Annotated in this window: 14 protein-coding genes; 8 read left to right on the top strand and 6 right to left on the bottom strand. The window is 41.5% G+C overall.

Features of this window, described 5'->3' with window-relative positions; all coding sequences use genetic code 11:
- On the top strand, window positions 1-1,031 hold a 1,031-nt coding region (locus WAZ74_RS12245; RefSeq protein ID WP_422308581.1), incomplete at its 5' end, for an ATP-binding cassette domain-containing protein.
- 121 nt (window positions 1,032-1,152) lie between these two features.
- Here WAZ74_RS12245 and plsB read toward each other — a convergent pair.
- Window positions 1,153-3,975 carry a glycerol-3-phosphate 1-O-acyltransferase PlsB gene (gene plsB, locus WAZ74_RS12250; RefSeq protein ID WP_422308582.1) on the bottom strand — a complete coding sequence of 941 codons (2,823 nt, stop codon included), beginning with the start codon at window positions 3,973-3,975 and terminating at the stop codon, window positions 1,153-1,155.
- Between the two features lie 247 nt (window positions 3,976-4,222).
- On the opposite strand from plsB, the gene ybaK reads away from it, so the two are divergent.
- Window positions 4,223-4,726: a Cys-tRNA(Pro) deacylase gene (gene ybaK, locus WAZ74_RS12255; RefSeq protein ID WP_422308583.1), complete on the top strand. Its 504-nt coding sequence runs from the start codon at window positions 4,223-4,225 to the stop codon at window positions 4,724-4,726.
- A gap of 81 nt (window positions 4,727-4,807) precedes the next feature.
- On the top strand, window positions 4,808-5,182 hold the full coding sequence (locus WAZ74_RS12260) for a 5-carboxymethyl-2-hydroxymuconate Delta-isomerase (protein WP_422308584.1): 375 nt from the start codon (window positions 4,808-4,810) through the stop codon (window positions 5,180-5,182).
- Between the two features lie 22 nt (window positions 5,183-5,204).
- Here the strand turns inward: WAZ74_RS12260 and WAZ74_RS12265 are convergent, their stop codons facing one another.
- Together WAZ74_RS12265 and WAZ74_RS12270 are read right to left on the bottom strand one after the other, a co-directional pair.
- A complete protein-coding gene (locus WAZ74_RS12265; protein WP_422308585.1) occupies window positions 5,205-5,696 on the bottom strand; it encodes a hypothetical protein in 492 nt (163 codons plus the stop codon).
- A gap of 151 nt (window positions 5,697-5,847) precedes the next feature.
- Complete coding sequence (locus tag WAZ74_RS12270) at window positions 5,848-7,668, bottom strand: acyl-CoA dehydrogenase C-terminal domain-containing protein (protein ID WP_422308586.1); 1,821 nt, start codon at window positions 7,666-7,668, stop codon at window positions 5,848-5,850.
- A gap of 429 nt (window positions 7,669-8,097) precedes the next feature.
- Here WAZ74_RS12270 and WAZ74_RS12275 point away from each other — a divergent pair, with 429 nt between their 5' ends.
- Window positions 8,098-9,225: an FUSC family protein gene (locus tag WAZ74_RS12275; protein WP_422308587.1), complete on the top strand. Its 1,128-nt coding sequence runs from the start codon at window positions 8,098-8,100 to the stop codon at window positions 9,223-9,225.
- Between the two features lie 76 nt (window positions 9,226-9,301).
- Here the strand turns inward: WAZ74_RS12275 and aroE are convergent, their stop codons facing one another.
- Window positions 9,302-10,168, bottom strand: coding sequence for a shikimate dehydrogenase (gene aroE / locus WAZ74_RS12280; RefSeq protein WP_422308588.1), 867 nt, complete (start codon window positions 10,166-10,168; stop codon window positions 9,302-9,304).
- 493 nt (window positions 10,169-10,661) lie between these two features.
- On the opposite strand from aroE, the gene WAZ74_RS12285 reads away from it, so the two are divergent.
- Together WAZ74_RS12285 and WAZ74_RS12290 are read left to right on the top strand one after the other, a co-directional pair.
- Window positions 10,662-11,336, top strand: coding sequence for a hypothetical protein (locus WAZ74_RS12285; RefSeq protein ID WP_422308619.1), 675 nt, complete (start codon window positions 10,662-10,664; stop codon window positions 11,334-11,336).
- A 3-nt stretch (window positions 11,337-11,339) separates the two neighbouring features.
- Window positions 11,340-12,341: an aminotransferase class IV gene (locus WAZ74_RS12290; protein WP_422308589.1), complete on the top strand. Its 1,002-nt coding sequence runs from the start codon at window positions 11,340-11,342 to the stop codon at window positions 12,339-12,341.
- 5 nt (window positions 12,342-12,346) lie between these two features.
- On the opposite strand, the gene WAZ74_RS12295 is transcribed toward WAZ74_RS12290, so the two are convergent.
- Window positions 12,347-12,544, bottom strand: a complete 198-nt coding sequence (locus WAZ74_RS12295; protein WP_422308590.1) for a DpnD/PcfM family protein — start codon at window positions 12,542-12,544, stop codon at window positions 12,347-12,349.
- Window positions 12,545-12,846: 302 nt separating this feature from the next.
- Between WAZ74_RS12295 and WAZ74_RS12300 the strand changes: the two genes are divergently transcribed.
- Complete coding sequence (locus WAZ74_RS12300; RefSeq protein ID WP_422308591.1) at window positions 12,847-13,266, top strand: hypothetical protein; 420 nt, start codon at window positions 12,847-12,849, stop codon at window positions 13,264-13,266.
- 59 nt (window positions 13,267-13,325) lie between these two features.
- On the top strand, window positions 13,326-13,811 hold the full coding sequence (locus WAZ74_RS12305; RefSeq protein ID WP_422308592.1) for a hypothetical protein: 486 nt from the start codon (window positions 13,326-13,328) through the stop codon (window positions 13,809-13,811).
- A 5-nt stretch (window positions 13,812-13,816) separates the two neighbouring features.
- Here the strand turns inward: WAZ74_RS12305 and WAZ74_RS12310 are convergent, their stop codons facing one another.
- Window positions 13,817-14,581, bottom strand: a complete 765-nt coding sequence (locus WAZ74_RS12310; RefSeq protein ID WP_422308593.1) for a DpnI domain-containing protein — start codon at window positions 14,579-14,581, stop codon at window positions 13,817-13,819.
- Between the last annotated feature and the right edge of the window lie 78 nt (window positions 14,582-14,659).

Genomic DNA, 14,659 nt, shown 5'->3' on the forward strand with positions numbered 1-14,659 from the left:
CAATCGTTGCCATTACCCATGACCGTTATTTCTTGGATAACGTCGCCCAGTGGATTTTGGAGCTTGACCGTGGTCATGGCTATCCGTATGAAGGCAACTATACTGAGTGGCTCGAGCAAAAGAACACTCGTTTAGAGCAGCAGAATAAGCAAGAAGAATCCTTTGCTAAAGCGCTGAAAAAAGAGCTAGATTGGATTCGTAAAAACCAAAAAGGTCAGCAGGCTAAGTCTAAATCTCGTGTACAGCGTTTTGAGGAATTGAACTCAACAGAGTTCCAAAAGCGTAACGAGACCTCTGAGATTTATATTCCACCTGGTCCACGTTTGGGTAATAAAGTCATCGAAGTGAATGATATCTCTAAATCATTTGGTGATCGTTTGCTGTATGAAAACCTAAGCTTTAACGTTCCAGCAGGTGCCATTGTTGGTATTATCGGTCCAAATGGTGCGGGTAAAACCACGCTATTTAACATGATTACCGAACGTGATACGCCAGATACAGGTTCAGTTGATTTGGGCGAAAGTGTTAAAGTTGCTTATGTTGGTCAGGTACGTGACAACTTAGATGATAGCAAAACCGTTTGGGAAGAAATCTCTGACGGTCTGGATATCATTACGGTTGGCGACTATACCACCCCAAGCCGCGCCTATATTGGTCGCTTTAACTTTAAAGGTTCAGACCAGCAGAAGCATGTCGGTCAATTATCAGGCGGTGAGCGTAACCGCTTGCAGCTGGCTAAAACCCTGAAGCAAGGCGCTAACGTTTTGCTCCTTGATGAACCATCAAACGATTTGGACATCGAAACCTTACGTGCACTAGAAGACGCGATTCAAGTCTTCCCAGGTACAGTCATGGTGGTATCGCATGATCGCTGGTTCCTTGACCGTATCGCGACTCATATCTTGGCATTTGAAGATGAAGGTCCTGTTTGGTTCGATGGTAACTATTCTGAGTTTGAAACTTATCGCAAAAAGACCATGGGTGATGATGCCAATCCTAAGCGCATGAAGTATAAAAAGATTTCAACTTAGAACTATTATTTAGAAGACAGTTGCTTAAAAAACAGCTGCTTAGAAATTTCAAATTTAAAGTAATAAAAAAAGACCTCTAATATTAGAGGTCTTTTTTATGCGTCAGCGAATGGATTGAAAATTAACGCTTACGACCAAATTTACGCTGCTTTTTATTACTAATTTCAGTAATGGCGTGGGTAATCTCTTCTTCATTAAGACTGGCAACTTGCTGCAAAATTTGCATCATATCAGGACTGAGAACATATTTAGCATGATGAGCAATATCATCGATGCGCTGATCAAAGGTCAATATACCGGTTTCTTCGTCTTTTTGTAGATAATCAAGGCGGGTTAAAGCACCGATGAAACTGGTAAATAGCGCACGATCAAAGAAGTCAGGAATATCATCGGCATAAAGTACCGATAAGCGCTGACCAAGTAGATGACATAAATCAACCACTTCATTTTCAGTCAAATTACCAGAGCCTTGCTGTGCGAGTAGCGCAAGGGTCATAAAGTAGCGTTCAAGACTTTGCTCAACGGGCGTCGCGAGCACTTGCAGCTGTTGATAACATCGGCTGTTTGATTCAGGAATGCTAAGCATACCGTTATCCAGCTCAACAATCAGGCCATGAGCAAGCAAATTATCAAGCTTCTTATTCAGGGTCTCAGCCAAACCATGTGCTGGATAGTATAAGAATAGCTCACTTTGTAGGAAGGGGTATAACTGCTCGGCAATACTACTTAAACGACTGCGGTCAATCCGACCGTTGCGGGCAACCAATGCAGATAAGAAAGACAAGAGAATAAACACATGCAAAATGTTATTACGGAAATAACTCAGTAGTGCCGCTTGCTTGCCTGCAATCTGAATGATATCGCCTAAGATATGAGGAATACGTTCAATTAGCTTAAGCTTAATGCCGTAATCAATGATTTGCTGTGGTGACATGTCGGTGATGACGGTATCACTTGAATACGGCAGCTGCTGAGCAAGACCTTGATATAGGGCGATTTGTTCACGGCAAATTTCTTCATCGAGCGCCGCTTTTGGTGCAGATAATAATACTAATGACAGCAGCGATACTGGAGTGACCACAGCAGCCTTGTTAATATGCTGCATGACTTTTACGCCGATATTGTCAACCATAGCGCTGGCTTTATCATCAAGTAGTGTATCGGTACGATCTGCTGGTAAGCTGTTGGCTGGCACGTCAAATTTGGTCATAAATTCGGTCAGATGCAGCGGCGTGCCAAAGCTTAAGTGCACATTACCAAAGATACGCTCAATCTTACGACCGACTTTAAGCAGTCCAATCAAAGATTCAGACTCTTTCGGCTTGCCTTTTAGCTCACCAATATAAGTACCGCCTTCCATGATGCGCTCATAACCGATATAAGTCGGAATGAATACCACTGGCTTATTAGTCTGGCGCAATTGACTATGTACCGTCATGGCAAGCATACCCATTTTCGGTGGTAACAAGCGTCCTGAACGTGAGCGCCCACCTTCAATAAAGTATTCAATTGGCGTATGGCGAGTAATAAGCGTATGCATATATTCACGTAAGACAGCGGTATAAAGCGCATTACCACGGAAGCTGCGACGAATATAAAAGGCGACTGCTCCGCGTAATAACGGTCCTAAGATTGGCACATCTAAATTATCACCCGCAGCGACATAAGGAATGCTTAAGCCACGCTTATAGATGACATAAGACAGTAGCAGATAGTCGACATGGCTACGATGGCAGGGTACATAGATTAGCTCGTAATCTGCTGCAAGCTCTCTTACCCGCTCAAAATGATGTACTTCTACGCCGTCATATAGCTGCGTCCACAGCCACGTTAAGAACTTATAAAAGCCTCGAACAATAGAATGTGAGTAATCATTGACCATCTCATTAGCATAGCTTTTTGCCAGAATACGCGCCTCACGATCGCTGGTTCCTGACTCTGCAGCTTCTGCTTCTATCGCATGTTTGATCGCTGGTGAATACACCAGCTTGTCTACCAAGTTACGTCTGTCTGATAAATCAGGACCGAGCATACTGGCACGTTGTTTGTCTAAGTAAATATTGAGCTGCTGTTGCAACGACCTTACCAGCTCACGATTGCCATCAGCCGACGCAACCATCGCATAGCTTTTTGTATGGTTTGGCGTTTCATCGATATTTTTGACCGCACTGTCATTATCTTTTGAATCAGTATCTTTCGAAATAGTATCTTTTAAAACTTCTTCTTTTAAATTAGAAGCTACTGATTCAAGTACAGTCGATTCTTCATCATCACCTTTGAGGCTATCATTAATGAGCGTGCGTAGGTCTTGTGGTGGATGGAACTGTACGAAAGTATCGCGGCCCATCACGCCGATATTAAATAACTGCTTGGTAATGCTAGGGTCTTCCCAGTTATCGGTAGTCAGCAGCTTAAATAGTGAGTCCTCTTTTTCTGGCGCGCGTCCCCAGAGAATCGAGACGGGTACCAAGCGTACTTTTAATTCAGGATGCTGTAAAACAGCAGATACTAGACGCGACAGGCGTGGTGACAGCTGGCTATCTTTGGCATGTGGATGATGTAAAAATACAATGGCGGCGTTTTCTTTAATGCCATGAGCACTATCATTTACCCCGACCAACGCTGGTGGTAGCTTGTGTTCTTGTGTCTGCAGATCGATCAAAATACTGTTCGAGCGCGAATAATCCTGCAGTACATAAAATCTTAGTGTCTTATCATTATTCTCAAATTCGGGCAACTCGCCCAAAAGTTTTGGCTTAACAGCAACATCAAGCATCTGCCCGGACAGCTTACGATACAGCTGATTGAGCGGTGCATTAGAATACGTCTTAGTAGCAATTGGGCTGCCATCAGTTGCTGGAGTGACTGATTCTGCAGTCACTGAGGTATTATCAGTCGCTACTGGCGCTTTAAAAATCCGTTTTTTTAAGAACTTCGGTATCATAATCGGTATCAAAATTAGTCAAATATATTGCCCTTATAATGCCATAAAAGCCATCAAAGCGATATATAGTGTCTGTATATACTACTAATATTAATACGCTCTGGTTACGATGTCGTGAGTGACATGCTGCGTAAGGCACTCAATGATTTGAAAGTTAGCGTATTTAGCGTAATAATGGTTTTGCCCAACATATAATATATGGTATTTCTGCTTATTCATTAACATTACTTAATTAAGTTAAAATATTATGACTCCAGCTATCAATCTTGCCAAACAACGTGGTCTTGATTATCAATTACACGAATATATCCACGACAGTAATGCGGCTTCTTTTGGTCTAGAAGCTGCCGAAAAACTGGGTGTTGATGTGACTCAGGTGTTTAAAACCTTGGTGGTATTGACCGACGCAGATGTGCTCGCCGTTGCTATTTTGCCCGTGCATAAAACACTAAACTTTAAAAAAATGGCCAAAGCGCTATCTGTTAATAAAATATTGCTCTGTAAAAAAGTTCAAATGGCAGAGCCTAAGCAAGTCGAGCGTAGTACTGGTTATGTGCTGGGCGGTGTGAGTCCATTGGGACAAAAAAAACGCCTAGCAACCATCATAGATGACTCAGCGCAAGTACATTCGACTATCTATGTGAGCGGCGGTCGCCGTGGTTTGGAGATTGAATTGCCACCAGCACAATTAGCGACGACGCTTACGGCTCGCTTTGCTTCTATTACCAATGACTCTATTACTGATAAGTAAAAACACTGATTTTCAGATTAAGTCAGCCTCATATAGCCGTTCGTTTCTTACTCTTCACTCATATTTTATAAGGATATAATCATGCCGCATTTAACCATCCAAGTGACGCCTAATATTAGCATTACTCATGAAGAGTCATTTCTAAAAGCACTCAATAAAGTGCTGTGGGATAGTGGACACTTTGGTAAAGCAACGGATATCAAAGCACGCATAGTGCCTATTGAAGCGTTTTTAGTGGGTGTCGAAGATGATGAGCAAACCAATGGCTTTGTTTATGCGCATCTAAAAATAATGATTGGTCGTGATATGAGTATCCGTAATCAACTCGCTGAGTTATTGCTTGCAACCATAGAGCAGACGCTAGGCGCAGAGCAATCAGGGCGAGTAGCATTGCAGATATGTGTTGAAGTTGAAGAGATTAGTGTGATTTACCATAAGAAAATGCTTAACATTTAAACTATATGGCTTGCCATATACCTTACAAATATTCGCACAGTGACTCACTAGCATACTTAGGTAATATCATGATCTCGATGCTATAACCTGCCGTTTTACCTTGTGTTACCATGAGGTTGCGTGCAATACGTAATCGATATTCACCAGACGCTGGCAAGCAGCCTTGATAAATAATACCGCCTTTGGTGCCATCTTGTGTCCCATTTGGCATATGTAGTACGCCCACGTTAGCAGTCTCAGAGGTGCCAATACCTTTACCTGCGAGCGGTGCAATATTAATCACGGCATATTGCCAACTGTTCGCATTAAAGCGGTACCAATGTTCATTTTCATTGGGTTTCAATTTACCAGTGATGGTACTCGTTATGGCTCCTTTTGCAAAGTGAATAGGGGTGTCACTGCTTTTAGCAACAGCGATGGAACTATTTATGGTAAGGCTGATTAGTGCCGTACTGAGTAGTAGCGCTCGAGCATAGCGTGATGATAAATTTTTTTCTTTATTAGTATTCAACATCATTAGCTCCTAAAAGTGATCGTTGATGTCAGTTGCCATGAGTATCATTAAACGATTAAAAAGCGGTAGAGATTTTATTTAAGCACAAAAAAGCGCCTAATAAATAGGCGCTTTTTATTTTTATCAATTATTGATTAGCTTTTAATCAATCTTAGTCTAAAAACGCGAAGCTATCGATATCCATTGCAGTCATGCTAGTGCTTGGTGCAACCATACCTTCGGCGTGACCTGAGGTACGTGGTAATAATTTATCGAAGTAGAATTCTGCAGTTTGGATTTTCGCTTTGTAGAATTCTGGAGCCTCAACGCCGCCATTTTTTAGCTTGTCATGAGCAACTGCCGCCATACGCGCCCAATGGTAGCCCATCATGACGTAGCCTGAGTACATTAAGAAGTCATCAGAAGCCGCTGAGATGATTTCACGGTCTTTACGTGCCATCAACATCAAGCGTACAGTCAGGGTATTCCACTCAGCACAAAGCTTAGTCAATGCCCAAACAAACTTACGCATGTCTTTATCTAAGGCATACTCGCCACACCATTTCATGATGCTTGAGGTATAGTCGCGAATGATTTTACCTTTAGACTGCAAGATAACTTTACGACCTAATAGATCTAATGCTTGAATGCCTGTCGTACCTTCGTACATGGTCGCGATACGAGCATCACGAGCGATCAGCTCCATGCCCCATTCTTTGATATAGCCATGACCGCCATACACTTGCTGACCGTGTTTGGCCGCTTCAATACCAAGCTCGGTTAAGAAGCCTTTTAAGATTGGCGTATAGAAGCCAAGCTTATCATCCCATTTCTCAAACTCTTCATCATTACCATTGATGATGCCTTGTGCCATTTTATCTGCATAGCGTGCTGAATGATAAATCATCGAGCGACCGCCTTCAGCAAAGGCTTTTTGCGTGAGTAGCATACGGCGTACGTCAGCATGATGGATAATCGCATCAGCTACTTTTTCAGGATCTTTGGTACCTGATAAGGTGCGCATTGAGCGACGATCTTTGGCATATGGTAGCGCGTTTTGGAATGACAATTCAGTATGTGCCAAACCTTGGATACCAGTACCGATACGAGCCGTGTTCATAAAGGTGAACATCGCTTTAAGACCTTTGTTCGGCTCACCAATGAGGTAACCAATGGCATCATCAAAGTTTAGGACACAAGTAGCTGATGAGCTGATACCCATTTTGTGTTCGATCGAACCACAAGACACGCCATTACGCTTGCCAATTTCGCCTTCAGCATTTGGCAAAAATTTCGGTACGATAAATAATGAAATACCGCGGGTGCCTTCTGGTGCACCTGGTAGACGTGCTAACACAATATGAACGATGTTTTCAGTTAAGTCATGCTCACCACTTGAGATGAAAATCTTAGTACCGCTAAGCTTATAGCTGCCATCATCTTGCGGAATGGCTTTTGATTTCACTTGACCCAAGTCAGTACCACATTGGGGTTCAGTCAGACACATGGTACCTGCCCAAGAGCCTTCAACCAATTTATGTAGATACGTCTCTTTTTGCTCATCTGTACCATATTGCATAATAGTATTGATGCAGCCGGTTGACAGACCAGGATACATTGCCCATGGCCAGTTAGCCGTACCGATCATTTCAGCTTTAATTAGGTTCAATGAAGTCGGTAAATTCATACCGCCGTATTCTTCAGGGTAAGAAATACCTTGCCAGCCACCATCAACAAACTGCTGATACGCTTCTTTAAAACCTTTAGGCGTAGTGACAACACCATTTTCAAAATGACAGCCTTCTGCATCAGCTGGCTGGTATAAAGGTGCTAAAACGTTTTCAGCAAAATCTGCCATGCCCTGAAGAATCATATCAACCGTTTCAGGATCTGCATTTTCGCCATTATCTAAATCTTTATAATGCTTTTGAAAGTCAAATACATCATTAATTAAAAACTTGATATCACGTAAAGGTGCTTTGTAAGTTAACATAGTCGTTCTCTTTAGTAGGTCGCTATCATAGACGGTTGACTTAGTATCTAAGACATAGTTTACGGAAACGATTTTAATTATTTGGGGAAAAGATAGACACTATCATCGAGCAATAATTAGATTTATTAAGGACAGCTTATCCATTTCGATAACTATTAAGATGTCCTTGATAAAGAACAGTTGTCGCGCATTGATGCTAGTATAAATCTTCTATAGCGACAAATATACAACTAATAACTAATATTCATGACTGATTAATATAATTAAAACATTAAGTTATTATTGTGTCAATTAAGTTTTTACTGATATTTCTTGCTAAGCGACTATTTATTATAGGTGCAACTGCAATTTATTCTAAAGACAAGCGCAGTAAAAAAGTGACCCATAAGCATAGTGTTACATGCATTTACGATATAAGGAAGGCCAATTATGAGCAAAACAAAGCCCCAAACAAAGCGAGTATCTTGGCTGACAATATTATTGAGCCGCATGAAATTATTAATTGATGGTGAGCTTGACCATTTGCTGACAGTGAATCGCAGTAAGCGACCATGGCATATGCCCATTATTGCTGCTATTGCGATTAGCTTTCCGGTATTTGTGGGAGCTTACTTTGATACTTTGTCATCAGGAATAAAGGCCTCTCTAGGGGCAATGGTCATTCTAAACTTACCCTTAGTAGGCAAGCTGCCTTACCGCTTAGTGACGTTAATGGCATGGGGCTTTGCCATGTCGTTATGCTTCGCATTTGGTCTGGTCGCCCAGCAAGTGCCTATTCTTAGGCTGCCCGTATTTATGCTAATAGCCTTTGGTGTGGTTATCTTTGGGCGTTATTATCGTCAGCCGCCGCCAGCAGGGTTGTTTGTGATGATGGCAGGAGCCATTGCGTTATTTATACCATTGCCGTTAGAACAAATCATGTCGGCAACTGGGCTAGTGATGCTAGGTAGTGGCTTTGCCCTAATTATGGGGCTGCTCTATTCGCTATTTTTATTAGCGACGCGTCCTGCTACGCCCACACCAATCTATAGCTATAAGCCTGATATTATTAGCGAAAGTATTATCGTTGTGGGCTTTGTCAGCTTAGCGCTCCTGATTGCATTGATGCTGAATATGTCCAATCCATATTGGGCGGCGGTCAGTTGCTTCCTTATTATTCAAGGTATTCATTTACGGACGATGTGGATTAAGCAGTTTCATCGTTTGCTAGGGACATTGATAGGCGTAGGGCTGGCAAGTTGGATGTTGTCTTGGGGCTTGTCGATATGGGGTGTGGCGGCGGCCATACTAGCGATGATGCTATGTATCGAATCATTGGTAGATCGTCATTATGGCTTAGCAGTGATATTCATCACGCCACTGACAATATTTATTGCAGAATATGGTAGTGGCTTACCGCTTACGTCAGCGGCCTATCAAGAAGTAGCGCACACGCGCTTGCTCGATACTTTACTTGGTTGTATGGTCGGTCTTGGCGGCGGGGTCGTCATGCATTCAACGAATTTGCGCGTACCACTGCGTCGTATTGAGCAGTGGATGCTCACGCGTTTTAACTAGCATAAAAAACCTAGATTCTGACTATGCTTAGGTGTGTTATGGCTATATTATTGTGGCTATACTCACGCGAATTTTTTTATGCTGATGAGTTTTCTAATGTCGCGGTTGCTTGCGCAACATCAATAGTTTGTCCTGTCCAGCGCTCAAAACTTAATGCCGCTTGTCCAATCAGCATGCCATAACCGTCTGACGTTTGGGCACCACGCGCGGCAAAATGCTGCAAAAATGGCAGCTCACGTCCGTACATCATATCGTAGGCGTATTGGCAGTTTAGCGCATCGGCTAGTGGCAAGCTTTCACCTGATAGCCCACTAGAAGTAGCATTGATAATGATATCAAACTCTCCGCTTAAATCAGCTGTCGCACAAGTATAGACAGCATGTTGATTTATCGTTGCACTTGCGGCACTAAGCTCAGCAACTAAACCTTCAGCCTTACTCAATGTACGATTAGCAATGGTCAGCTCTGCAATACCAGCTTCTATCAGTGGCAATATCACGCCACGTGCTGCGCCACCTGCGCCAATGAGTGCAACGCGTACGTCATTAAGTGGCCAGCCTAAGCGCTTGATGTGATTGACCAATCCTTGACCATCAGTATTGTCGCCATAGATTGCTTCTGCTACCGATGCGCCATTTTTTATCCGCTCTTTATTTAACAGTAGCGTATTGACCGCGCCTGCGACTTTGGCGTGCTCAGATAAACCACCACGCGTCACACAGCAATCATAAGCGATTTGCTTAAATGGTACGGTCACATTGGCACCGACGCCGCCGCCATGAAAAAATGCCTCGATTACCGCAGTGAAGCTAGCAGCCTCATCGGAACAATACTGCCGCTGATAGCTAATATCAATGCCTACTTGCGCGGCAAATAGCGTATGGATTTCAGGAGATTTGCTGTGGGCAATCGGATTACCAATAACGATAAAATGCTGAGTCATAAATGGTCCGCTGGCTGCAAGAGATAAAGTGGAAGACAAGAGCGCTGATAAAAAGCAGTTAAATCTCAATCATCATAAGGGATAATGCTGTGTTTGACAAACCTAGTACTCGACCAATAAGCCCTTCATTAAGCAAGCGTTTTTGATAAAATAGCTCTTTAACAAATCTGTACTCTCTGCGAGTGTTATCGGTAACGTAAAGGGTAGTCAAGTGTTAAGCAGTTGGGTAAACTAGAGAGTATGAAAAAAGCACCACTATGCTTAAGTGCTCGCTTAAGTAATTGCTTAAGTGCTTGTTTAAGTATAAAAAGGCTATTAATAAGAGCTGGGTCATAAAAAATCTTATTTATAAAAAATTAGTTATAAAAACTCAGCCATAAATATTCAGCTATAAAAACCGTTTTAATAAAAAACATTGTTCATTATCAGCGGCATCTTTGTCTGCTCGTTAATACCATTTTCAGAAGCATCTAAAAGTGTGAGTAAATTGCCCATGTGGAATAAGACCTTACAGACCTTTATGGTCAGTACGATAATGGCAGTTGGCGTGTCTTTGAGCGCCTGTGATAGCACTAAAGACAGTGACGCAGTATCTCAGGAAGTAAGTACTGATGCTAGCAAGCAGAACGCCGTTGATAAGCCTAAACAAGAAAGCGCTACGGTGCAAGCTGACCTAGATGGTGCCACCGCCCAACAAGGCACACCAATTAAATATGAGATAGCGTCGTGGGGCACTAAAAAAGTAAAAGCACTCAATGTCGACCAGCTAGATAGTATAAAAGCAACCTTTGGTAAAGTGGTTAGTACGGACGAGAATAGCTTAGACTATGCCAGTAATCCCGCTTCCAAATATCGTTTTATGAGTACCGAAGCGCCTTATTTAGATCTTATTGATTCTGAAAAATATCTCGAGCTTGGTTGGTATTTCGCCAATCCTACGGACTCTGATAAAGAAAAAGAGCTGAGTCAAGACCATGCTAAAAAAGCTTATATACTTGCACGCCAACTGATGGGTGATGAAGGCGGTAAGCTGGTTGCTGATATGCTCAACGGTCAAATTGTCAAAAACAAAGTCATCGGTGGTCAAAAAGTAGAGCTGGCAAAATGTGAGTTTTATAGCTGTATGCTGGTCATCAATAAATCCGCTGCCCAAACAGATAATAAGTAAGTCATGCTGCCGTCCAATGGCAATAATGGCTGGTCGTGTCTGTCTTATATAGATAATACGGCAGATACTTCAGCGGCTACCGCCTCGTTAGACAATCGCGGACTGGCATATGGCGATGGTTTTTTTACCACCATGGGCGTCATTGATGGGCTAATACTGTGGCAAGAGTATCATCATCAGCGCCTCATCTCTCATGCAAAAGCTTTGCAACTCGATTTAGACAGCCGCTCACTACTGGCTACCTTGCAAACGCATGCCCAGCAGTTACAACAAGGCATGCTTAAGCTAATCATCACTCGTGCGGCGCAAGATATTCGTGGTTATGGCTATACGCCAAGCGAGTCTGGTAGCAAATGCGAGATTTGGCTAAAATCTTCCGCGATGACTATTGCAACATCCAAGCAACTACATTTACCTGATGGGCGCTTAATGTCTATGCAGCCTTTTAGCACAGCCGTTTGCTTATCCTCGCAGCTTGCTTGTCTACCGCCACCGCTTGCCGGACTGAAAAGCCTTAATCGTCTTGATAATGTGCTGGCAAGTGGCGAGCTTCAATCTGTCAAAGCATCTACGTCACTATCTAGTACCGAGCTAGGCAGTGCTGATATTGGCGAAGGCTTACTGCGTGATATGAGTGGGCATTGGGTTGAAGGCACGATGAGTAATTTGTTTTATCAATTATCAAATACGCAATTAATAAATATGCAATTAATAAATATGCAATTAGCAGAATCAAAAAACATTGTAAATGATAAGGAATATAACGCAGATTATCTTACAAATGGTCAATGGTATACGCCGTCTATGGCACAATCGGGCGTCGCTGGCGTGATGCGGCAAGTGCTTATCGATGCTTTATCTACCACGAAATATCCAGTCGTGATAAGGGCATTACATGATGAAGATTTGCCACAGTTAAGCCAGCTATTCTTTTGTAATGCACTGCGCGGTATCATGCCAATGAGCAAACTGAAGTTATTAACGGGTGAAATGGTGGGTTTTTAAGCGATTTAACCGTATTTAAAAATATTAAATTTGGTATCAATAAAATCATCTGGGTATAAAACAACTTCTTCATTGCGATACATTTCTTGCGCTTTTAATAGTGCTTCTTGCTCATTTTCTGCATTAACTTCTACAATGCTACTTAGCGTTTCAACAACCTCTATCTGAAAAACTCTTTTCAATTTCTTATCTGTTTTCATCATTACTATTCCCGATATACCCTTATCAAAATTTCTTTAGTATTTATATATTCTAGGTTAGCAAAGGCGATTAAAAAGAAGTGATCGTCTTTTGTTACGTAGACTTGTGCGATAAGGAAAATCGATCAATGATAGTATTTTGATAAGGAGAGAAATCAATGGACTACGTCTACGAAGATGAACGAATACCGCTACAAATCCGTCGACTCTTAATTTTTGATGAGATTTGCAAATTAGCAAGAAAACAACCTGATGAAATTATTCACTTATCAAGATTCACGGAATTATAGCTCGGTGTTATGTATTTGAAAGACTTTAAAAAGTTTATCGCGTTTGGCGGTGTGTTTGAGTACGCAGAAACAGAAGAAGAGGTTATCGAGCAACGTATTAGAGTTTTCCCTAACGACGAACCTGTAACACGTGCGCTAACAGTCAATTTAAAGCAGTTTACTCAGCCCGCGCGCACAGCCATCCAGCTGGTCTGGTATTGGAATAACTATGTTAAAAATAGAATGCACGCTTACGTCGATTATCGTGAAGAAGTGTTTTTTCGGATTAATGATGAAATTGACTCAGACTATCCACCGCATAAGTTTCATGACCGTCTCGTTGCAACGGCACGTTTACCTTTATGGGACGATAGAGAGGAGTTAATTGCAGATGTATACCGTGATAATAAAGGACAACCGAGGCCTGAACGCTTTAATGAAAAACGTTTAATATAATTTCAGGCATTTAGAAATTGATCGTATCTTATTAAAAATTATTTAACAGGAGATAACAAATGCGCACTGCCTATGAAGAGAAACGTATTCCATTACAAATCCGCCGCTTAATGCTATTTAATGAAATATGTCGTAAAGCAAAAAAATATCCTGATGAAATTGTTCACTTAGCGGGTTATTCAAAAATAGCATTCAATATTATTTATTCTAAGAAAGATAAAAAATATACAGCATTTGGTGGGGTTTTTAAGTACGCACATATACGCCAAGAAGTGATAGAGCAAGGCATAGATAAACTATTTCATGATGAACCTGTGATGTGTGCGCTTACAGTAAAAAGACAAGCTTTTACCAAGGCTTCTCGTACGCCATTGGGACTATTATTAGGCTGGAATAAACATGTAAAAAACAGGTCTTTTAAATGTATTAAAGACAATATGGACACTTTTTTTAAAGTAAATGATGAGTTAGACAAGGACTATCTTCCTCATAGGTTTTATGAGATTCTGCTATCAAGCGCAAATTTGCCACTTTGGGATAATTGAGAAATTTAATATAATTTTTGATAATGTCCACGACCCAAAAACTCAACAATCCCTCTATCGCGTAATACTTGTAATTGCTGACGGATTTTATCTTTAATGTGGTTGTTTTCAGGATATTTGAGTTTCAATAAGTCGGCAAATGCATAAACTTGATTGAGAGAGAAATTAGCCTCCAGTCTATCGATACAGTGCCAAACATCTAACGTCCAACCACGTGTCTGCTGTGATTGCTGACGCAGAAACAAGGTTTTTTGAAATTGCTCGGTGACATTATCTCGTGGTATGACCTGCTGGTCTTTAACCAAAAACACTTTTCCCGATTCGGGTACTTTGCGCAAATCAATATTGCAGCCGACCCAACCAGCGCGTTTGGCAGTAACGGATAATGGTTTGCGTTTTATAATCATGTCCGATTTAAAAAACTGTTTGGGAATGATTAAAAAGTTATTCACTCTATATTCTTGAGAGTAGGTCAGAAAGAAAAAGCTGGGATTATTATCGCTATTGATTCGCTGAATCATGGTGTCATAAGCGCCATCACTAATAATGTTACTTAATTTAGCCTTCTTACTTTTTAACTCGTATTGCTCATCACAGTTTGCACAATAAAAGTCAGCAACAGGTTTGCCATTAGCAAATTCAACCAATGGTTCAGCATTGCAATTAGGACAATAGCTTTGATTGGCAACCCAATTCTCACTTAATACTCTAATGATTTGACTGGGTGATTTATAGTCTGCAGCGAGACTTTGATTGAGGTTTAAATTCATAGCTAGTTTTCTTATCAGAATTAACATTTAAAATCATCGATATGTGTATTAAGCCGTATAACTGAGCTTAAACGCTAA

The organism is Psychrobacter sp., from assembly GCF_049295055.1.
Classification (GTDB): Bacteria; Pseudomonadota; Gammaproteobacteria; order Pseudomonadales; family Moraxellaceae; genus Psychrobacter.

Bases quoted from the DNA above. Each gene is read 5' to 3' on its own strand.
- plsB (WP_422308582.1), bottom strand. From the start codon at position 3,975: ATGATACCGAAGTTCTTAAAAAAACGGATTTTTAAAGCGCCAGTAGCG.
- ybaK (WP_422308583.1), top strand. From the start codon at position 4,223: ATGACTCCAGCTATCAATCTTGCCAAACAACGTGGTCTTGATTATCAA.
- WAZ74_RS12260 (WP_422308584.1), top strand. From the start codon at position 4,808: ATGCCGCATTTAACCATCCAAGTGACGCCTAATATTAGCATTACTCAT.
- WAZ74_RS12265 (WP_422308585.1), bottom strand. From the start codon at position 5,696: ATGTTGAATACTAATAAAGAAAAAAATTTATCATCACGCTATGCTCGA.
- WAZ74_RS12270 (WP_422308586.1), bottom strand. From the start codon at position 7,668: ATGTTAACTTACAAAGCACCTTTACGTGATATCAAGTTTTTAATTAAT.
- WAZ74_RS12275 (WP_422308587.1), top strand. From the start codon at position 8,098: ATGAGCAAAACAAAGCCCCAAACAAAGCGAGTATCTTGGCTGACAATA.
- aroE (WP_422308588.1), bottom strand. From the start codon at position 10,168: ATGACTCAGCATTTTATCGTTATTGGTAATCCGATTGCCCACAGCAAA.
- WAZ74_RS12285 (WP_422308619.1), top strand. From the start codon at position 10,662: ATGTGGAATAAGACCTTACAGACCTTTATGGTCAGTACGATAATGGCA.
- WAZ74_RS12290 (WP_422308589.1), top strand. From the start codon at position 11,340: ATGCTGCCGTCCAATGGCAATAATGGCTGGTCGTGTCTGTCTTATATA.
- WAZ74_RS12295 (WP_422308590.1), bottom strand. From the start codon at position 12,544: ATGATGAAAACAGATAAGAAATTGAAAAGAGTTTTTCAGATAGAGGTT.
- WAZ74_RS12305 (WP_422308592.1), top strand. From the start codon at position 13,326: ATGCGCACTGCCTATGAAGAGAAACGTATTCCATTACAAATCCGCCGC.
- WAZ74_RS12310 (WP_422308593.1), bottom strand. From the start codon at position 14,581: ATGAATTTAAACCTCAATCAAAGTCTCGCTGCAGACTATAAATCACCC.